At 37.3% G+C, this 22,013-nt stretch carries 11 protein-coding genes; 6 read left to right on the top strand and 5 right to left on the bottom strand.

The features are described 5' to 3' along the window. Nucleotides 1-10 precede the first annotated feature (10 nt). The 5 genes from G7050_RS15130 to G7050_RS15150 all read right to left on the bottom strand — a co-directional run bounded on the left by G7050_RS15130 (nt 11) and on the right by G7050_RS15150 (nt 9,254). Nucleotides 11-2,461, bottom strand: a complete 2,451-nt coding sequence (locus G7050_RS15130; protein ID WP_166116934.1) for a glycoside hydrolase N-terminal domain-containing protein — start codon at nt 2,459-2,461, stop codon at nt 11-13. A 25-nt stretch (nt 2,462-2,486) separates the two neighbouring features. Next, complete coding sequence (locus G7050_RS15135; RefSeq protein WP_166116936.1) at nt 2,487-3,887, bottom strand: acetylxylan esterase; 1,401 nt, start codon at nt 3,885-3,887, stop codon at nt 2,487-2,489. Then, on the bottom strand, nt 3,887-5,470 hold the full coding sequence (locus tag G7050_RS15140) for a glycoside hydrolase family 28 protein (protein ID WP_166116938.1): 1,584 nt from the start codon (nt 5,468-5,470) through the stop codon (nt 3,887-3,889). The genes G7050_RS15135 and G7050_RS15140 overlap by 1 nt, the downstream gene beginning before the upstream one ends. Nucleotides 5,471-5,530: 60 nt before the next feature. Further along, a complete protein-coding gene (locus tag G7050_RS15145) occupies nt 5,531-6,532 on the bottom strand; it encodes a LacI family DNA-binding transcriptional regulator (RefSeq protein WP_166116940.1) in 1,002 nt (333 codons plus the stop codon). A gap of 124 nt (nt 6,533-6,656) precedes the next feature. Beyond that, complete coding sequence (locus tag G7050_RS15150) at nt 6,657-9,254, bottom strand: glycoside hydrolase family 2 TIM barrel-domain containing protein (RefSeq protein ID WP_166117744.1); 2,598 nt, start codon at nt 9,252-9,254, stop codon at nt 6,657-6,659. Between the two features lie 549 nt (nt 9,255-9,803). On the opposite strand from G7050_RS15150, the gene G7050_RS15155 reads away from it, so the two are divergent. The 6 genes from G7050_RS15155 (at nt 9,804) to G7050_RS15180 (ending at nt 21,939) form a co-directional block, all read left to right on the top strand. Continuing rightward, complete coding sequence (locus G7050_RS15155) at nt 9,804-13,169, top strand: TonB-dependent receptor (protein WP_166116942.1); 3,366 nt, start codon at nt 9,804-9,806, stop codon at nt 13,167-13,169. Nucleotides 13,170-13,208: 39 nt separating this feature from the next. Beyond that, complete coding sequence (locus G7050_RS15160; protein ID WP_166116944.1) at nt 13,209-15,167, top strand: RagB/SusD family nutrient uptake outer membrane protein; 1,959 nt, start codon at nt 13,209-13,211, stop codon at nt 15,165-15,167. Nucleotides 15,168-15,238: 71 nt separating this feature from the next. Beyond that, nucleotides 15,239-16,933 carry a polysaccharide lyase gene (locus G7050_RS15165; RefSeq protein ID WP_166116945.1) on the top strand — a complete coding sequence of 565 codons (1,695 nt, stop codon included), beginning with the start codon at nt 15,239-15,241 and terminating at the stop codon, nt 16,931-16,933. 187 nt (nt 16,934-17,120) lie between these two features. Then, nucleotides 17,121-17,768, top strand: coding sequence for a DUF3826 domain-containing protein (locus tag G7050_RS15170; protein WP_166116947.1), 648 nt, complete (start codon nt 17,121-17,123; stop codon nt 17,766-17,768). 80 nt (nt 17,769-17,848) lie between these two features. Beyond that, on the top strand, nt 17,849-20,983 hold the full coding sequence (locus tag G7050_RS15175; RefSeq protein WP_166116949.1) for a DUF6298 domain-containing protein: 3,135 nt from the start codon (nt 17,849-17,851) through the stop codon (nt 20,981-20,983). Continuing rightward, nucleotides 20,980-21,939 (top strand): glycoside hydrolase family 43 protein, encoded by a 960-nt coding sequence (locus tag G7050_RS15180; RefSeq protein ID WP_166116951.1) that lies wholly within the window; start codon nt 20,980-20,982, stop codon nt 21,937-21,939. The genes G7050_RS15175 and G7050_RS15180 overlap by 4 nt, the downstream gene beginning before the upstream one ends. The last annotated feature ends 74 nt before the right edge of the window (nt 21,940-22,013 follow it).

Raw genomic sequence — 22,013 nt, forward strand, 5'->3', positions numbered from 1 at the left:
ATTGTTCCTATTATTTACTTTTGAACGTATATGTTTTTCCCTGTTCGGTTTTGAGATCGTATGTATATGATTTTTTATCAGATGCAATAGACGGTTGTGCTTTATCGGAGATTATAGGTTGTTTTACTTCTGGTGTTGAATAAAGCGGATTTGTATTTATACCTTTTGCTTGTTTCAGTCCGTTTCCTTGTAAAGGTGAGTTAACTTTTAAGCGACAACTTCCTCCGTTTTTAGAGACTATTTTCAGAGACTCCACTTTTCCGTCTTTCCAATCGATGTCTATTACAAATCCACCACGGGCAACAAGGCCTTTGATGCTTCCTGTTTTCCAAACACTCGGTAAAGCGGGCAATATGTAGATAAATCCGTCGTGACTTTGCACAAACATTTCAGCAATTCCAGCAGTACAGCCAAAGTTCCCATCGATCTGAAAGGGTGGGTGAGCATCAAACATATTGCTGTAAGTACCTCCTTTTTTCTTTTCGTTAGTAACTAGATTCAATTGCTCTGTTAACAATTTATACGCATGATCTCCATCTAAAAGACGTGCCCAAAGGCATACTTTCCATCCCATTGACCATCCTGTAGATGGATCGCCCCGTTGAATTAAAGTGTTTTTAGCAGCCTCACTCAATTCGGGTGTGTGAAGTGGAGATATCTGGTTACTTGGGTATAATCCATATAAATGAGATACATGGCGGTGTTTGTCTTCGGGTGAATCCCAGTCATAGATCCATTCTTGTAACTGACCATGTTGTCCGATCTGCATAGGGGGTAATTTCGCCCTTTTCATTCGCAATGTGTCTGCGAATGCTTTGTCTAAGCCTAATATATTAGCAGCATCTATAACATTCGAAAACAGGTCGAAAACCAATTGATTATCCATTGTCGTTCCTGCTGCTATGGTAGCTTTTAGATTACTGCCTGCATGAACATTTTCGGGAGAATTGGAAGGAGATACAACCAACCAGCTATGATCGGGTTCTTCAATCAGAAAATCAACAAAGAATAGTGCAGCACCTTTCATTACCTGATAAACGTCTTGCAGGTATTTTTTATCACCTGTGTATAAGTAGCGATACCATAAATGTTGGCTTACCCATGCACCTCCTGTCGGCCACATTCCCGATGTTGCCTGATCCACTGGTGCTGTGGTTCTCCATATATCCGTATTGTGGTGTAGTACCCATCCACGGGTATGGTACATCATTTTAGCAGTTGTTTCACCTGTTTCGGCAACCTCTTTTACTAATTGCAACATAGGGTCGTGCATCTCGCTTAGGTTGGTCGATTCGGCAGGCCAATAATTCATCTCTAAGTTTATATTACAAGTATATTTACTGTCCCAAGAGGGCAGGAGTCTGTCATTCCATATTCCTTGTAAATTAGCAGGTTGAGTATTGGGTTGCGAAGATGAAATCAACAAATAACGTCCGAATTGAAAATACAAAGCAGCCAATTGAGGATCAAATGTCTGTGCAAATTCTTTGATTCTTACATCAGTCGGTTTTAAAACTGCATCGGTTGTACCTAAATTCAAGGAAACACGATCCATATACTGACGGTAAAAATTAGTATGGTTTTGTTTTGCTAAAGAGTAATCTTTTCGGATTGCATCATCAATATATTGTTTGCATTTCAATGTCTTATCCCCTGATATATCTTTGTAATTGATAAAGTTTGTAGCAATAGCAATGTAGATGATCACTTCATCGGCATTTTCTATGCTGATTATATTATCTTTTATTTGATAAGTCCCTCCAATGATTTTTGGTTTAACCCTTGCTTCTAATTGTACTTTTCCGCTTTGTTTTTCATGGGTTTGGGTGATAGCCGAAACTATAATCTGATTATTATCGTCAGTATATTCTACTTTCTCTTGTGGAGTTGTCAAAAAAGCATTGCAAGAAATGCTGGCAGGCTTATCGGCTGTTAATCGAACTATAATCACCTGATCGGTAAATGAGGTGAGAATTTCACGCTTAAAGGTAACACCGTTCACTTTATAGCTTACTGTTGCTGTAGCATCAGATATATCTAAATCTCTGTAGAAGTCTGTATATCTCTCATGTCCCGGAAAAGAAATAAACAAATCGCCCATTGTTTGATAAGGCATTCCGTGATTCTTTTTCGACATTAGTTTTTCATTTGCTAATTGCTGTGCTTCAACATACTTTTTCTCGAAAATAAGCTTGCGGACTTCTTGTAAAACTTCGGGAGCAACTTCGTGTGCATTATTATTGGGAGAGCCAGCCCAAATGGTTTCTTCATTCAGCTGTAAATGTTCAACAGAGGGAACACCAAATACCATCGCTCCTAAACGCCCGTTACCCAATGGAAGTGCTTCATTCCAATCGGCGGCAGGTTTATTATACCACAGACGTAAATGATCGGTGCCTTTTGCTGTCATCCACTGTGATGAAAAGCAGAATAGGATTAAAAGATATGCGAGTTTTTTCATAGCTATTTTAGTTAAGATATGAGGTTTATTCTTGGATGCCCACTTGTCTCAAAACGTTGATTAAAGCTTCTTTTCCTTTGATGGCATTTGCAGGAAGATTTTCTCCATTTTTACCGAAAGCATACATTTGCCATTCGGCTTCGATAGTAATTGTGCTTTCGTCATATTGACCGTCTTTATTTTTAAGTGTCTCGGCACTTAGTCCGAATTTCTCGGCAATAAAATCGTATGTAGCTATTCTTTTAGAAAAGCCATAATCGTGACCTTCGTCAGGTAAGTGTATATTCTTTACATTATTGGTTGCTCCATAAAATCCGTAAATCCGTTTTATAAATGGATATTCTAAAGTAGGAACACTGCTCGACCAATCTTTGCCATCAGATATTATTAATTGAGATTTGGGGGCAAATATGGCAGCTACTTCTGCATTATTGGTACGATTTCCACACAGGTGAGTGGGCATACCGCTTTCGCACGGACATCCTCCATTGAAATGTGAAGCCAGCATAACAACAGGGATACTCAGGTTTATACGATCATCTATGGCTGACATCATCATAGTCATACTTCCTCCTCCTGAACCTCCGGTGATTCCAACACGAGACGAGTCTGATTCTTTAAGGGTTAACAGATAATCTAATATCCGTATAGCATTTAGTGTTTGTATAGAGTGTGCTGCACTCAGCCGATGTAATGTCCCGTCAAATTGAAGCAGGCTTTCACCCCAAGCAAAGAGATCCCAAGAAGCGGAAATAATTCCCATACGTGCTTGCATAGCACAGCGTTTTTGTTGGTCTTCTCGATACCTTCCTAGTCCAAAATGTCCATTCGGATTAAGCATTATGGGACATTTATCTTTTATTTTTGCCGGTTTATAAATAGATCCGCAAACATATATTCCGGGTAATGTTTCAATAGCAAAATTTTCGACTGTATATCCGTCGTATTGTCTTTTAGCAGTAAGTATTACTTTCGAATTGGGTTTTTCGGGTAATGGCGATACCCTCAAAGCTTCTTTGAAGCAGGGAATAAGTTCCGTTTTGCGTTTTTCCCAACTCGATTTATCATTATATTGTGATTCGAGGTATTTCAGGAATTTTTCTCCTTGAGATACATTTGTTCTGGCATATTCGAATGATTTTATTTTAAACTTACCATTATCCATCACAAAAGTATAATCGAAAGGTGCCAATACAGCATACAGGCTTTCTTCAGCACTCCATGGCTTGATTCTCCAATCTGCATAATTCAATATTTTGCCATCTATCATCTTCTCATCATATTTGATTTTGATATTGAACTGCTGCTCAATATCAGACAGAACTTCCTTTAAGGGACGTGCATAAGAATCGTCTGTTGTTTGCGCGAACAAAAAAGGTGAAATAAAAGTCAATTGCAGTAAGAATATAATTATAAGCTTTTTCATTATTCTATAATTATTGCATTCGGATTTAGATCCTGTGATTTCTCAATAGTTTGGTTTAATCTTTTAAGATAGTTGCCTGTCAGTATAATATTGTTGGTACTTGCTCCCTCTGCTTTTAAGAACGATTTGCTTCCGGAAAGAGGAAAGCATCTATTAATAAAAACGTCTTTAACATCTGTCAATGAGATTAAACTTTTCTCAGGATTAGGTTGTAATGTATATACATTATTCATGTATATATTTTCCGAATTCTTAATTGTAAATGAGGGGCTTAAAGTTGCATTTACCTGAACATCAGTAAATGTCAAATCCTTTGATTTGTAAATGTCAAATCCTGTTTGAGCATCTATATTAACATCAGTAAAAGTTATATTCGAAATGGGAGCTTCTTCGATTCCCCAGATAGTACAGGCTGCATTAACGCCCGATCCTGTAATGTTTGAGAAGTGAATGTTTCTGAATATAGGCGTTCTTTCTGACAGAGGTTCGGCAGGTACATTCGAATAGAAAAGATTCAATGTAACTGCCTCTTTCTTGATGTTTTTCATCACCACATTGCTTACCCTTATTTCTTCCACTATTCCGCCTCTTCCTCTAGTCGATTTTATACGGATACCCCTGTCCGTTCCGTCGAAAATACAATTTGAAATAGTTATTTTACGAACATCGCCTGACATTTCGCTACCTATAACTACACCTCCGTGACCTGCCAGCATCGTACAGTTGGTGATTGTCACATTCTCGCAAGGTGTCGCATATTCACGACCTTGAAGGTCACGTCCCGATTTCAATGTAATACAATCGTCTCCCACACTGATATGGCAATCCGAAATATGGACATCTTTGCATGATGATGGATTGATGCCATCGGTATTTGGAGAATAGGGGTTAAAAATAGATACGCCTTTGACAGTTATATTTTCGCAGAACTCAGGATTTATTGTCCAGAAAGGAGAGTTAACAATTGTAATTCCTTCTATCAATATATTCTTACTTTTGTACATCTGAATGAATGGGGGACGAAAGAATTTTTTATCAAACGTTCTTTTCCAGTCCGATTGTTTTTCTATTTTTAAATTCGGATTTTCTTTATCCCAAAGTTCCTGTAAAGGAGCAACTCTTTTCAATAGTGGTGCATATTTTTCAATCCCATCCATTGCCCATGCCACATGCCACCAATGAGAACCGTTTCCGTCGATTTTACCTCTTCCTTTGATAGTGATATTCTCTTTTTCGTAAGCATAAAACAGAGGGCAGAAGCTTTTCATAACAACGCCTTCATAACGCATCTCTACAAATGGAAGGTATTCTTCGTATTCACCCGAAAATAGAATTGTAGCTCCCGATTCGATATCAATAGTTATATTACTTTCTAGTTTTATAGGACCTGTAAGGTATGTTCCTGCAGGAAAATATAACGTACCTCCTCCATCTGCGGTTAGCTTATCGATGGCTTTTTTTATTATCGCGGTATTTGAGGTTTTTCCGTCAGTTTTTCCTCCGAAAGATTTCAAGTTAATCGTTTCAGCATTACTGAAAAAAAATACACTTAGAAAATAAATAGTTAATAATAAGTTCTTCATCGTATCTATATTGTGTTTATTCAAGTATCGGTATTAGGTTGTTTGACCTGTTTAGTTTGATCAAACTAAACAGGTATGCAGACTTGCTTGCAATTCTATCTTCTCAGTCTTATTTGATTTATTAATTATTTGATTCATTAATATATCTATTGCTTTTCTCCCCATTTCGGGCAATGGTTGCATCATATAAGGTACATCATAATTTACGAAATCGAATATTTCATTTTTATCAAAACTCATCAGATTTATTTTCTTAAATAAATTCCTATCCAGTTGTTGCATATACTTTATTCCTGCCACGCAAATACTGTCAGTGGAGAAAAAGATACCGTCGAGATCTTTAATCTGAAGCAATTCATTGATTGCATTGGTTGTATCTTCTGTAATATTTTCATAGCTAACTTCCTTAATAAGTTCAGGATCAAAAATAGAGGCTTTTTGTACAGCTTCTGCATATCCGCGTTTACGTTCGATCATATGATGAAGTTTATTCTGATAAGTTAGCAATGCTATTTTTTTACACCCTAAAGCTATGAGGTGTTTGGTAGCTAACCAGGATGTCTGATAATTATCAATCATTACATGACTTGTCTCAATAGCCGGAAAACACCTGTCAAGCAGTACCACGGGAATCTTCGATTTAACCAGTTTCGATATATATTCTTCTCCATTCTCTGTGGGAACAATAATGAAACCATCCACTTGTCTGCTTTGAAGTGTTTGTATCATTTTTTCCATCTTTGAAGTATCTTCATTCGTATTGGTTATAATAATAGTATATCCGAGCTTTTCGGCATATTCCTGTATATGAAATGCAAGAGTTGCAAAGAATATATTCGATATATCAGCTACAATAAGTCCTATTGTTTCTGAGCGACCAATTCGTAAGCTTCGTGCAAGATTATTAGGCTCATAGTTTAACTCTTTGGCTTTAGCTCTGATCTTTTCAGCCATTTCGTGTCCCACTCTGCCTTCCTTTTCTTTGCCGTTAATAACTAACGAAACTGTAGCGTTGGAAACCCCTAATGCAATTGCTATATCTTTAATTGAAACTCGTGCCATTGTAGTGATATTTATAGTTCTCGATTTTACAAAAGTATTAGATTAAACGTTTTAGCAACTTGTTTTCATTATGTTATGTAACATAAATTGCAGAAACAAATACTACTTTTATAGTCGTCATATCTTATTGTCCAAATTCGGTTTGCTGCCTTTCTACTTCATCTAAAGCTTTTTTTCTTTCTTCCTCTGTCAGCTGTCTGTTAAAACTTCGCTGATATGCTTCACTGGCATTCTTATTGGCTATCGGTTTTTCGAGGAATAGAAGCGTACGATTTGATGGAATCGTTTCGAATTCGATATCAGCCGGAGTAGGAGCGTGCTCTCCCTCAAACAACACACAGGCATGTACTTTTATTTTTCCGGGATTTATGGTCGACCGAACTAAAACAGGGGCAGAACCAAATTCTACAATTCTTGGATTGGCACCGATTTGCGATCCTCCGATTATTTCTCCTTCTCCTTCTACTGTAAATAGGATTTGTTCTTTAGCCAATCTGCGAATATTGCCTTCATCATCTGTTACTTCACATATAACGGGTACAAAATCAGATCCATCTGCATACAATTGTCTGCCTTCATTATCTATTCTTAAGCTCAATTTGGTAGAGCGTCTCGATGGCATTTTAGTTGTAGAACAAACTACTTTTCCATTTATAAGACCTTCGGCTACAAAAGTTACTTTCTGCCATTGTTTTTGTACATATGGATATTCCCTCATGGCATTGAAATCAAATACATCTTTGAAAATAACAGGAGGATGGGGCATTCCATATTTAGCCTTCTGTACTTTCTGGATCAAAGTATCTTTTCCGTAAACAATTAGTCTAACTTCATCGCAATTGGTAAATAGGGTTACATCCGTATCTGAAAAAGGAGATATTTCATGTGCAATAAATATCATAGGACCTGTTTCAGATAGAGGGTGTTTAAGGTTTGCATCTACCTGACTCTTGAACATATAATAGGAGTATTTAGGCTGGCGGAATGCGTCCATCAGTCCTCCCCAATATGGATCGGGATGATAACCTCTCTGATGATCGAAAGGATGCCACAATGCACCTCCTATGAACTGATTACTCTCGGTGTACATTTCATTGTAAGCTTTAGCTAACTGCAGGGCTTGAACTACTTGAGGTCTCTCTCCCCAACTGCGGGATGCTCTGTTATTTGTATTATGAGCATACCAGTCATCTACGTTTTCACCAAATTCACGTGTGAATATCGATTGCTTGTAATTTCCTACATCTTTAGGCCATCCGTAGACTACTTCGTAATTGTCGGCAACACCTTCCGAATGTGCATCAGCCACACAGAAAGCTCCCATATACGGATATTCTTCGTGTGTGATCTTATGAGCATTAAGCGAGAAATCTAAAGGAAAGCGAGTTTCATTTAATATTGGTTCCCACATTAGAACCGATGGGTGATTACGATCTCTCCGTATCATGTTGCGTATATCTTTGTAAACCAATTCCGCAAATTGAGGGTCTTTATTCCAGTATTGCCATCCGGGAGTTGCTACAATAACAAATATGCCCAATTCGTCGCAGGCATCCATGAAAGAGGGGTCTTGCGGATAATGTGCCACACGAACTATGCGACAGCCTGCATCACGAAGTTTCTTGGCATCCCGCCAATGTTGAGAGTTAGGAACAGCATTGCCCACATAGGCAAAATCCTGATGACGGTTTCCTCCTATCAGTTTGTCTGATAATTCATCGTTTAACCAAAATCCGTCCTTCCCTCTGAATTCTGCTTTTCTAATTCCTGCACGTGTAATTCCACCATCTAATATTTTACCGTTTGATGAGATAATTTTTGACTCGATATGGTATAAATAAGGACTATCAGGTGACCATAAGTGAGGAGAGTTTACTTCTATTTTTTGACTTGTTTGTTTTGATTCTCCTTTTCTCAGATTGATTTTAGATGTAAGTGTTTTTATATGATTCCCGTTAGCATCGCACAGGCGAGTCTCTATTTTGATATTTTCATTATTTGCAGACTTATTCACGATATCGGTATCAATAACTATAGATGCTTTCTTTTTAGATATTTCATCGTAATGTACAAATATGCCACCACCGGCAGGCTTATCCTCTTTATTTGGGTCGGATATATGAATTTTTGAAGTTGTTATTAACCATACATCCCTGTAGATACCTCCATGATATGTAAAGTCGAGAGTGGATTGCTTTTTTCCCGGAGGAAAACTCTTGTCATCGGAGTTATCCGTTAATACTGCAATCAAACATTTGTCACCTGCTTTTATTCCATATTGAGTTAATTCTATGCTAAAAGGTAGATAGCCTCCTAAATGTTCCTCTACCTTTGTACCATTTAAGTAAACAGTTGTTTTGCCCATTGCCGCTTCAAAATAAACGTTTATGAGTTTATCCTCTAAGGTTCCGTCTACTATGAAATGTTTTCTGTACCATGCCGGTCCCTGATAGTTCCGACCACCACTTGCCTCTGCAGGCATTAACTGAACTGTGTGAGGTGTAGAAACGATATCCCATTTAGAGTCATCAAAATCTACGAGTTCCGCTCCCTTCGGATTACCTCTTTGAAATCGCCAGCCCACATTAAAGTTATAAACTTTTCTCCCTGAATCATTCAAATCAAAAAGTCCTGCAACAGATGTTTTCGGTTGAAGGTCTTTCCCAAAAGAGGTAAGTGATAAAAATAGAGAAAATAATAAAAAAAGTATTTTTTTATTCATCATTGGTGTTCTTCAATTATGTATTAAATGGCTATATTTGGCCCCGATAAGTGTAATTATATCGTCAAAAATAGGTAAGATTTATCATAGTATAAAATGATTGAATCTTCTTACTTAATATAAGAACCCTTTACCTTATAATCGTTAACCTCTTGTATTAATAAGGGTTTGAGAGAATTTACCTGTTTTATAAAAGGCCGGAAATGTCAATAATAAGATCAATTTAATTACAATTAAGATCAATTTGCATACATCAAAATATGAATAAGAACATACATTTGCAATTGTCAAATACTATTTAGAAAAATTTACAAATTAACCGATCACTTATCTCAAAGTTTAAGAAAGCACAGCCCCTAGTTTAATTTTAATCTCAAATTTTCATCTAATACAAGTTAAACGTTTAATCAAAATAATGCATTCTAAGTTAAACGTTTAATCTAACATAAAACCTATTTATAAATACCATTTATTAATATTTAAAATCATGGAAAAACTATGGAAAACAAGTCACTGAATTTTTTGAAAGCCAGGACGAAATATATAAAGATGAGATTTTGTCTCAGAAGTATATTTTGGCTTTTATTGACATTGTGTACAGTTCCTCAAATTCAAGCTAAACCAGAGGAATCAGGCATTTCCCAACAACAAAATAAAGTTTCGGTTTCAGGAACTGTTGTTGATGAAAAAGGTGATGCTATTATTGGAGCCAGTATTATCGAAAAAGGAACTAATAATGGTATAGTAGCCGATTTAGATGGAAAATTTAATATCAATGTTGCTCCCAATGCAACTCTTCAAATTTCTTATCTTGGATATATAACTCAAATGGTGCCGGTAGCAGGAAAACGAAATCTGTCTATAATTATGCAGGAAGATTCCCGGAATCTTGATGAAGTTGTAGTAATCGGGTATGGTAGCCAAAGAATAAAGGATGTAACAGGATCTATTGTACCTGTAGATATGAAACGAATCGAAGAACTTCCTGTAACCAGTATAAGTGAAGCCTTACAAGGACAGATTCCCGGACTCTCAGTTACCGGAGGAAGTACTCGTCCCGGTGTAGCTGCATCATTGAGCATTCGCCAGCCATTTACATTATCGAAAGATGGAGGTAATCAATTGCCATTGGTTATTATCGATGATATGATTCAAACCGATCCAGCAACTGGATTAGCAACATTAGAGCAGTTCAATATGCTTGATCCTTCAGAAGTCGAAAGTATTACAGTGCTACGTGATGCGAGTGCTGCAATTTACGGATCCAGAGCATCTCAAGGTGCTATTGTCGTGAAGACAAAAAGAGGTAGAGAAGGAGCCCCTAAAATTTCTTATTCCGGAAAATTTATGAGAAACGATGCTGTTGGGCATACAAAAACATTAAATGCTCATGAATATGGCGTTTTTGCAAATAGCTTTTTGCGAGCCAGTGGAATTACAGATGAAGCAAATTTATATTCGGACAGTGAATTACAAGCTATGAAATCTTTAGATTATAATTGGCTTGATAAAGCATGGTCTGCTGCAACTGTTATGCAACATTCATTAAATGTGAGTGGAGGATCAAACAAAGCTACCTATTTTGCAGGAGCATCTCTATTAGATCAAGGAGCGAATTTAGGAGATCAGGATTTCAAAAGATGGACTTTCAGGTCGGGGGCAGATGTCAAATTAGCCTCAAATTTTAAATTAAGTGCTATTTTATCAGGAAATAATGGTAAACAAGAAAAATCATTTACCAAGATAGTTAGTGGATTGAATGATGGAAGCTATGGTTCTTTGGCAAGAGGAGAACAAGCCGATTATGGTATTTTGGCGCATATGCCTAAATATATACCTTGGAGTCAAACTATTAATGGTGTTGAACAATGGGTTTCACCGGCATTGGGCCCGCATAAAGTTGCAGGAACTCAAGTTACATCTAATCAAATAGCTGCATGGAACTATTTCGGATTATTGGATAATGGATCAATACAAACAAACGAAACTTTCAGCTATAGTGCCAACTTCGCATTAGAATATAATATTCCTTTTGTAAAAGGCTTGTCAGTAAAAGGAACCTATGCCCGCAGCCACTCGTCGAGCAATACAGAACAAGTGCAGATGCCTTATACATTAGCACTTGCCACGAATACAAATGCAGCAGGTACTCACTTATATACAGACCAAACTGTTTGGAGTGTGAAAGAAAATAATAAAAATTCACGTGTTGTTTATTCTGATGTAATTGGTAAAAGTGAACAAATGAACTTTTATGTAAATTACGATGGCGTTTTCGGATTGCATAATATATCAGCAATGGCTTCTGTAGAACGTTCTGAAACTAATGTACAGAATAAAACCATATTTTATAACAACCCTATTCCCGGTGGATATATCGGAGGCAGTTCTTCTGCGGGAACGTTGGATCCGGCTTTTACGGAAGTAAAACGCTCTGAAACAGGAACATTATCGTATCTGGGACGTGCAAGTTACAATTATGCAGGTAAATATCTGGCTCAAGTACTGTTTCGTGCAGATGCATCGACCAAGTTTGCTCCCGAAAATTACTGGGGGTTTTTCCCAACCTTGTCTTTAGGATGGAGTATATCTGAGGAATCGTGGTTTAAAGATAATATTAAATGGATTGACTTTCTGAAAGTTCGTGCATCTGTAGGAAAGACCGGAAAAGATAATATTAAAGCATGGAAATGGTTACAGCTTTATAATTATGCCTCAGACAAAGGGCTTGGCTTTGGAACTTCAGGTGGCACACTCGGACCGGGTGTCACACCAAGTGCAACTCCCAATCGTAATGTACGGTGGGATACAAGTATGAAGTATAATGCGGGACTTGACTTTAATGTGCTGGATAACCGCTTGTCAGCAAGTTGGGATTTCTATTTTGACAGAAATACAAATATCTTGATGTCTTTAGCCGGAGAAGCCGGTGTTCCCATTTTTGTTGGCGGAGGTTTTGCCGAGCAAAACTATGGAGCTATTGATGCGTGGGGTACTGAAATATCCATCAACTGGCGTGATAAAGTAGGTGATTTTCACTATAATATAGGTTTAAACTATAGCTTTAATGACAATAATGTTCGTAAGTATCCGGAAGCCGGAATTGGTTATCCATCCGATAATGCCACACGAGTTGGTAGTTCTACCATTTTTCCTTCATGGGGATTTAAAACATGGAAAGGCACAAGTAGTGGAGATGGTATACTTCGTTCCGACAGCGATATTGATGCATATTGGAATTATTTGACTGATTTAGCTGCGGCGGCAGGTACTACTCCTTCTTATTTAGGAATAACCGATAAGTCGAAGATTTATAAAGGTATGCTTGCTTATCAGGATTTAAATGGAGATTTAAATAAAGAAGACGGCTCATTAGCCGGACCTAATGGTCGAATCATTGAAAGTGAAGATTTCGCTAAACTAGTAAAGAAGAATAGATCCGAGGGTTTTGTCACCAATTTTGGACTAAACTGGAAGGGATTAAGTTGGGCTGCTCAAATCGAAACATCCTGGGGTGGATATAACGCCATTGATAATGTAAAGCAAGGAACTTCTTCTAATCAAATGCTTTGGGCACATGAGGCATATTTAAAAGATATGTTTGATGAAGATAATAATATAAACGGAAGATATCCCAATCTTGCTTACTATGCACAATCAACGGGCTACGCTTCCGATTTTTGGCAAGTTTCATCTTTCAGATGTTTTGTAAGAAGTATGAGTGTTGGATATACTATACCTAAACACGTATTTGCTAAAACAGGTATCGACAATGCTAAAGTAAGTCTTACAGGTAATAATCTTTGGGATTTTTATAATCCATACCCTAACAATTATCGTAACAGATACGACAATTCATCAGCTGTTTATCCGACTCTGAGAACATGGGCTTTGGGTGTAAATCTTACATTCTAATAAGATAAATATTTACCTAAATTAATTAAATGACTAATTATGAATAAAAATAAAATATGGAGTCTGACTCTATTCCTCTCACTGGTATTAGCAGGCTGTAGTGACCAGTTTTTAGAAGATAAGAGGAACTTTGATTCATTTGATGAATCCATTTTTACAAATGAAACGCAAACCGGTTGGTATATTGATAGAATATATTATGATTTTTTTGCAGGCTATAATTCACCTATAAAAACATTAGTAGGAAGCTATTCTGATGATAAGAGCAGAATGACAGAAGAGATAGGTGGAACTATCAATAACCTGATTAACCCTGGAAAAACACTCGAAACTTCGGCTGATTGTCCTACCTATTTTGGAGCTCAATTAGTTGCTAATCCTCAAAACCACCCATATACACGTATTAGAAATTGTAATATTTTGATAGAAAAAATGGATGTGGTTGGTGCAAGTCTTCCTGAAACTTTTCGTAATAATGCAAAAGGGCAGATGTACTTTTTTCGTGCTCTCCAATATTTCGATCTGGTTCGCACTTATGGTGGAGTACCTATTGTCACAGAAGTACTTAATGCCTCATCTACGGATGAGAGTATTAAATACCCACGTGCTACAACTTCTGAATGTATTGCACAAATCATAAAAGATTTGGATAAAGCTGCCGAATTATTGCCTACAGAATGGGTTGCTTCATCTGGATATGGAAGATTTAATAAAGCCGCAGCTTTGGCTATGAAGAGCCGAGTTTTGTTAACTCATGCAAGTCCTTTATTTAATACCGATTGGGATAATGCAGGAAATCAACGCTGGCAACTGGCTTTGGAAGCTGGACTTGCTGCTGAGAAAGAACTGTCGGCAATGGGATACGGCTTGTACGGAAATTCTGCAAAAGATTGGCAAAATATGTTTTTGATTGATAATAAATTCTGTTCGGAAGTTATTATGGTACAAATGTGTTCACCGGCCACAAGTACAGCAATAAATAATGGTTGGGAAAAATCGATCAGATTATCAAGCCAAAGTGGTAGTGGCGGAATACCGGCTCCTAAAGAAATGATTGATTTATTTCCTCTGGAGAATGGAGTACGTCCAACTAAATCGAACGGTTATGATGAAACAAATTTCTATTTGAACAGAGATCCCAGATTCTATCGTACGTTTGCCTTTTCGGGATGTAAATGGGGACATAAAACGAATGCCAATGCTGTTGTTTGGGCATATCGCTATAAAAAAACTGATAATAAAACAATTGTTTATGCCGATGGCAATCAGTTGAAGAGTCCCGCATTTGTTCGTAAAATGTCCAATCCAGTTGCCGATGATAACTCCTTTGAATATTCAGGAACTGATATCTTTGAATACCGTTATGCTGAACTATTATTGAATATTGCCGAATGTTATGCAGCTAAAGGAGATATTGCCAATTGTACTGCTTATTTAGGAAAAATCCGTAAACGTGTTGGCATTGCGTCGGCTAATAATTATGGAATAGGAACCTTAGCAGATAAATATGCTGCAATTGAAGCATGTTTGTACGAACGTCGTATCGAATTAGCTTACGAAGGAAAACGTTTCTGGGATATTCAACGTTGGATGTTATATAATGATGATGCTTCTGTAAATAATAATACTTGTGCCAAATTAGGAATAAAACCAATCAATGGAACAACACGTACCGGTAATCACTGGCAAGCTATTGCAACAGGTAATACTGACCCGATAGCGTCTATCAGAGGTACTATATCAATAGATCCTGACGCTTCTAACTTTAAAGACCAGTTGAATGCTTTGGCTAAGTTTTATGCAGATAATTTCACATTAGTATCTCCTGAAACAGCAATGGATGTAGATGGAAAAAATCCGGTAAATATCCTTTGGAGACAAAACTATTATGTGTTCGGTCTACATACTACCGTATTAACGAATAACTCGTGGTTAGAACAAACTACAGGTTGGAAGGATCCTTTCGGTACTATGGGAACATATAATTTTCAAAAATAACAAAGCTATTATTTATTCGGGGAGGAGAGAAAATCCCTTCTCCCTAATATAATTATGAAAATAAAAAGCGCATGAAAAAAAGTGTAATTCTAGGGGTCGGAGCAACAGTATTGGCTTGTGTATTCAGTTCACCCGTACTAGCCCAATATCCCAAAATTTCTGCTGAAGTCAAAAAAGAATCAGAGGCAATGTTAAATGAAGCAGAACGTCTGTCAGACATTGCTTGGGAAAAAGCTTTGCCAATTATTGAACAACAAGCAAAAGAAGGACGCCCCTATATTCCGTGGGCTGCACGTCCAACCGACCTGCCACAAGCTGAAATACCTGCCTTTCCCGGAGCCGAAGGTGGTGGAGCATATTCGTTTGGAGGACGTGGTGGTAAAGTGATAGTAGTAACCAGTTTAGAAGATAGCGGTCCCGGAACCTTCCGTGAAGCTTGCGAAACAGGCGGTGCACGTATTGTTGTATTTAATGTAGCCGGAATTATCAGGTTAAAAACTCCTGTTATTATTAGAGCTCCTTATATAACTATTGCAGGACAGACTGCTCCGGGCGATGGGGTTTGTATTGCCGGCGAAACCATTTGGGCAAATACTCACGATGTTGTTGTACGTCATATGCGTTTTCGCAGAGGTGAAACTTATGTAGGCAGACGCGACGATTCTTTTGGCGGAAATCCGGTCGGAAATATTATGATAGACCACTGCTCAACTTCGTGGGGATTGGATGAAAATATATCGTTTTATCGTCATATGTTTAATCCGGGGGACGGAACCAAAGATTTGAAACTTCCAACAGTAAATGTTACTATTCAGAATACGATATCTTCTCAGGCGTTAGATACTTATAACCATTCTTTTGGCAGCACATTAGGCGGCGAGAACTGTACTTTTATGCGTAATCTTTGGGCTAATAATGCAGGTCGTAATCCGTCTATCGGCTGGAACGGAGTTTTCAACTTTGTAAATAATGTAATCTATAACTGGGTACATCGTTCGGTAGATGGTGGTGATTATACGGCTCTTTATAATATGATAAATAACTATTATAAACCGGGTCCGTTAACACCAACTGATAAACCTGTGGGACATCGTATTCTTAAACCGGAAGCCGGACGCAGCAAGTTAGGCTATTTTGTATTTGGCAGGGTATATGCCAATGGTAATATAGTGGAAGGTAACGAGGCTGTTACAAAAGACAATTGGAACGGAGGTATTCAGGTTCAGGAACAGGAAAATACAGACGGATATACTGCTAATATGAAATGGGATAAACCCTTTCCTATAGATAACCCTTTTCCGATTATGCCTGCAAAAGAAGCCTACAATTTTGTGATGGATAATGCAGGTGCTACTTTTCCTAAACGTGATATTGTAGACCAACGTGTTATCGAACAAGTTAAAACAGGAAAAGTATATTATAAAGAAGGTTTAGATCCCGAAAGTTTTTATCAATTCGAACATCGACGTTTGCCAGCCGATTCTTATAAGCAAGGTATTATAACTGATATAGAACAAGTAGGTGGGTATCCTGAATACAAAGGCACACCATACAAAGATTCTGATGGTGATGGAATGCCCGATGCTTGGGAGATTAAATACGGATTGAATCCGAATGATCCGTCAGACGCAGCTAAAGATATGAATGGTGACGGATATACTAATATTGAAAAATATATCAACGGTATAGATCCGAAGAAAAAAGTAGATTGGAAGAATCCAAATAACAATTATGATACTTTAGCTAAAAGAAAGAGTTTATTTTAGGTTTATTTATAATAGTTTTGATTGAAAGGTAACTGTATTGGCTTTGGCTGTACAGTTACTCTTTTAAAATTGAAACGGTTATGTAATATATAAATCTTAATTACTATATTTAAATACCATAACAAATTATTGTTGTTATACTTACTAAACAATATAACGGTCTGAGACCCTATTAGAATCTATGTCTATGAAACCATTTATACTATTTATTTCAGTCTTACTATCTTTATCTGCTTTTAGTCAAAACAAAGAAGAGGAATATACTAAAGTATTGACTCAGAGAGCCGAGAAGATAGTTAATACACTTAATATTCAAGATAAAGCTGTTTACGATGCTGTTACAAAAGCTATTGTTAACCAATATAAAAGCTTGGGAGAATTACACGACAAATCGGATGCAGACATTAAAGCTTCTAAACAAAATATAACTGATAAAACAGCTAAAGAGGCTGCTATTAAAACACTGGAAACAGAACTAAATGCAAGCTTATACAATTTGCATTGTGCTTATATCGGTGCACTTTCAGCTAATCTGACAAATGACCAAATAGAAAAAGTAAAAGATGGAATGACTTATGGAGTGGTACAAGTTACATACACCTCATATCAAGATATGATTCCCACATTAAAACCCGAAGACAAAAAACAATTATACGCCTGGCTGGTAGAAGCCCGTGAACATGCTATGAGTGCGGCTTCTTCGAAAGAAAAACACGAATGGTTCGGGAAATATAAAGGACGTTTCAATAACTATCTTTCGAAGCAAGGGTATGATATCCAGAAAGAAAGAAAAGCTTGGGAAGAACGAGTAAAAGCCAAAGGAGGAACATTATAAGGCAGAATACCTTTATATTGTATAAAGCCTGTTTTTCTTTCCAAAATATATACATAAGTCTGTGACCTTAAAAGTAGTTTATGAATAAGATATGTGTTTGTTTATTTATCTTTTTAACTGTGGGAATAAATGGGTTCTCACAGAATAAAAAAAATGCACCTAAACCAATACCCCCTATAACATTTAAAGACGGAATTTTGTCTTATACATCTGACAATTTGGGGAATCGCATCCCTGACTTTTCCTTTTGCGGTTATAAAGCATCCGAAGAACCTATTCCAATGGTTGACGCAAAAGTATTTGTGGCATGGCAAGATGGAGACGTAACTGAACTTCTTCAAAATGCAATTGATTATGTAGGTTCATTGCCTTTGGATAAGAACGGATTTAGAGGAGCTATTTTATTAGATAAAGGCTCTTTTAAGATTGAAGGACAATTAAAAATCAGACAATCGGGAATTGTCATTCGAGGTAGTGGAGTGGGAGATAACGGAACAAATCTTATTGCAGCAGGAAAAGATCGTCGTACACTAATCTGTATTTTAGGACAAAACGATAAACAGCTAAGCTCATCTATTAAAATAGTAGATTCATATGTACCTGTAAACTCATTCACAGTAACATTGTCGGATAAACATGGATTGAAAGCTGGAGATAATATATTGATTCAAAGACCATCAACGAAAGAGTGGATTGATGAACTCGGAACAGATCACTTTGGAGGAGGTATAACATCTCTGGGATGGAAACCATCGGAACAAGATATTTATTGGGATAGAACAATTACTTCCGTAAATGGAAATAAAATAACATTTGATGCTCCACTCACGACAGCATTGGATCAGAAATATGGAGGCGGTTTTATAATTCCTTATACTTGGAATGGTCGAATTTCTAATATAGGAATCGAAAACTTATCATGTATATCGGAATATGATATAAATAACCCTAAAGATGAAGCTCATGCGTGGATGGCTATTACAATGGAAAATGTTTCTGATGCATGGGTACGTAGTGCTATTTTTAAACATTTTGCTGGATCAGCAGTAGCAGTTCTTGAATCAGCCAAACGTGTGACAGTAGAAAATTGTAAATCGCTCGCTCCAGTTTCTGAAATAGGTGGACAACGGAGATATACATTTTTTACATCGGGGCAGCAATGTTTATTTCAGCGTTTATATGCCGAACAAGGTTATCACGATTTTGCTTTGGGATTCTGTGCAGCAGGACCTAATGCTTTTGTGCAATGTCATTCCGAATTGCCTTATAGTTTTAGCGGACCTGTTGATAGTTGGGCTTCGGGAGTATTATTCGATGTTGTCAATATAAATGGTAATGCATTGAGTTACAAAAACAGAATGCAGGAAGCACAAGGTGCCGGCTGGAATGCAGCGAACAGTGTGTTCTGGCAATGCACAGCGTCTTTGATAGAATGTTTTGCGCCACCTACGGCTCAAAATTGGGCGTTCGGTTCGTGGTCTGAATTTTCAGGAGATGGTTATTGGAACGAAAGTAATAATCATATAAATCCCAGAAGCTTGTATTATGCTCAGTTGAAAAAACGTTTGGGAGATAAATATATCGACCGATCTAATCTATTAGCTGTGGAGACGGAAGCATCTAGTTCACCGTCAATAGAAGTTGCTCAGGAATTGACTAAAAAAGCTAATGAAGTACCTTTAACTCTTTCGGAGTGGATAGATACTCTTATTTCTGAAAATAATATTCCTGTCGAAAAATCAGGAATTAAGTCTTTCGAACAAAAGAGTAAAGTCTTTATAGGTAAACGAATGGCTGCTAAACCATCATTAACCGTAAAAAATGGATGGTTGGTGAGAAATAATACTATCCAGACAGGAGGTAAGCATAATATACAATGGTGGAACGGAACGGTTCAACCATCTTATCTGAAAAAATCGGCTAGTCCCCATTTAACCCGCTTTGTACCGGGAAGAATGGGAACAGGGTTAACTGATGATATTGATTCAGTAGGTAGCTGGATGAAAAAAGAAGATATATTGGTTCTTGATCACAATTATGGTTTATGGTATGACCGCCGAAGAGATGATCATGAACGCATCCGTCGTATAAATGGCGAAGTATGGCCTCCTTTTTATGAGCAACCTTTTGCCCGTAGTGGCGAAGGTACGGCTTATGATGGGTTAAGTAAATATGACCTGACAAAATACAATGACTGGTATTGGAGGCGGCTTCGTCAATTTACGGATATGGCAGATCAAAAAGAGTTGATTTTGTTTCATCAGAATTATTTTCAACACAATATTATTGAAGCAGGTGCACACTGGGCGGATAGTCCTTGGAGACCGGCAAATAATATAAATAACACAGGATTTCCCGAACCTGCACCTTATGCGGGAGATAAACGTATCTTTTTGGCTGAACAGTTTTATGATATAAATCATCCCGTAAGAAGAGAGTTACACCGTGCTTTTATTCGTAAATGCTTGGAGAATTTCAGAGGCAATAACAGTGTGGTTCAACTTATCAGTGAGGAATATACAGGACCTCTTCATTTCGTGGAATTTTGGTTAGATGTAATTGCCGAATGGGAAGCCGAAACAGGGGAGAAATCTCTTATCGCTCTCAGTGCCACAAAGGATGTGCAAGATGCTATTTTGGCTGATTCTGTACGCTCGAAAGTGGTCGATATTATTGATATACGTTACTGGTTTTACCGTGAAGACGGCACAACTTACGAACCTCAAGGAGGACTGAATTTGGCTCCTCGTCAACATGCTCGTTTGACAAAACCTGGAAAGGTCTCATTTGAATCGGTTTATCGGGCAGTGAACGAGTATAGAACAAAATATACGGATAAAGCAGTTACCTATTTTTCTAACTCTTATCCCGAACGAGCATGGGCTTCCTTTATGGCTGGAGGTTCTTTGACTAATTTGCCTCGAATAGCAAATGACCACTTTTTAGAAGATGCTTCTTTTATGCAATCGATAACTGAGATGAACAGTGCAAACCAATATGTATTGGGGGATAAAAGTAAGGGCTTAATTATTTATACAAGTAACGAAACAATAGATTTAGACTTATCTAAGGTGACAGGTAAATTTACTCTCTACAGAATTAACCCTGTAGATGGTTCAATAATAAAAGAAAAGAGCGAAATAAAAGGTGAAACTCCTCTGAAATTAATGAATCCTACAGCTAAAGATGTAGTAATCTGGTTGAAAAAGAAATGAATATCATGAAAAATACAATCTTATATATACTCGGTTTAACCCTCTTTCTGTCTTGTAATACAGGAAAGAAAGAATCAGAAAAAATAACTACTGAAAAAGAAGTATATCTATTTACTTCTTTTCACGAACCTGCTACCGAAGGGCTTCGATTCCTTTATAGTTACGATGGCTATAAATGGGATAGCATTCCGGGAATATTCTTAAAACCAGAAGTTGGTATACAAAAGATAATGCGTGACCCCAGTATTGTTCAAGGAGCTGATAGCACATTTCATTTAGTCTGGACATGTAGTTGGAAGGGCGATCCTGCATTTGGGTACGCTTCTTCCAAAGATTTGATAAATTGGTCGGAGCAGCAATATATTCCCATTATGGCGTTTGATACCACCACTGTAAATGTGTGGGCTCCCGAATTATTTTATGATGATGAATCGAATGATTTTATTATTGTATGGGCGTCAACCATCCCATTCAAATTTGAGAAAGGTATAGAAGCTGAAGACAATAATCACCGTTTATATTATACAAAAACAAAAGACTTTAAAGATTTCACCAAAGCAGAATTACTTTACGATCCCGGATATAGTTCCATTGATGCAGTGATTGTTAAGCGAGATTCGGCTGATTATGTTCTAGTTTTCAAAGACAATACACGCCCCGAAAGGAATATAAAAGCAGCATTTGCTAAAACTCCAACAGGAGAATATACCAATCCATCAGCTCCTTTTACAGGTAATTTCACAGAAGGTCCTTCGGTAGTAAAGGTAGGGGATGAATGGCTTATCTATTTTGATGCTTATGATAAAAAGTCTTATGATGCTATTGCTACAAAAGATTTTAAAACATTTACCGATATAAATGATAAAATTTCGATTCCTGCCGGACATAAACACGGGACTATATTTAAAGCTCCCGAAAGTGTTTTAAATAAATTAAGGTCTCAGACCTCTTTATAATTATAACAACCATATTTGATTAACCTGTGTACTGTTAATTTGATCAGGCTTTTGTTTGTAGCCTTAAACGATTA

The organism is Dysgonomonas sp. HDW5A (genome assembly GCF_011299555.1).
Taxonomy (GTDB): domain Bacteria; phylum Bacteroidota; class Bacteroidia; order Bacteroidales; family Dysgonomonadaceae; genus Dysgonomonas_A.

What these genes read in the sequence shown, in the direction of transcription:
- G7050_RS15130 (WP_166116934.1), bottom strand. Translation starts at nt 2,461, where the DNA reads ATGAAAAAACTCGCATATCTTTTAATCCTATTCTGCTTTTCATCACAG.
- G7050_RS15135 (WP_166116936.1), bottom strand. Translation starts at nt 3,887, where the DNA reads ATGAAAAAGCTTATAATTATATTCTTACTGCAATTGACTTTTATTTCA.
- G7050_RS15140 (WP_166116938.1), bottom strand. Translation starts at nt 5,470, where the DNA reads ATGAAGAACTTATTATTAACTATTTATTTTCTAAGTGTATTTTTTTTC.
- G7050_RS15145 (WP_166116940.1), bottom strand. Translation starts at nt 6,532, where the DNA reads ATGGCACGAGTTTCAATTAAAGATATAGCAATTGCATTAGGGGTTTCC.
- G7050_RS15150 (WP_166117744.1), bottom strand. Translation starts at nt 9,254, where the DNA reads ATGAATAAAAAAATACTTTTTTTATTATTTTCTCTATTTTTATCACTT.
- G7050_RS15155 (WP_166116942.1), top strand. Translation starts at nt 9,804, where the DNA reads ATGAGATTTTGTCTCAGAAGTATATTTTGGCTTTTATTGACATTGTGT.
- G7050_RS15160 (WP_166116944.1), top strand. Translation starts at nt 13,209, where the DNA reads ATGAATAAAAATAAAATATGGAGTCTGACTCTATTCCTCTCACTGGTA.
- G7050_RS15165 (WP_166116945.1), top strand. Translation starts at nt 15,239, where the DNA reads ATGAAAAAAAGTGTAATTCTAGGGGTCGGAGCAACAGTATTGGCTTGT.
- G7050_RS15170 (WP_166116947.1), top strand. Translation starts at nt 17,121, where the DNA reads ATGAAACCATTTATACTATTTATTTCAGTCTTACTATCTTTATCTGCT.
- G7050_RS15175 (WP_166116949.1), top strand. Translation starts at nt 17,849, where the DNA reads ATGAATAAGATATGTGTTTGTTTATTTATCTTTTTAACTGTGGGAATA.
- G7050_RS15180 (WP_166116951.1), top strand. Translation starts at nt 20,980, where the DNA reads ATGAATATCATGAAAAATACAATCTTATATATACTCGGTTTAACCCTC.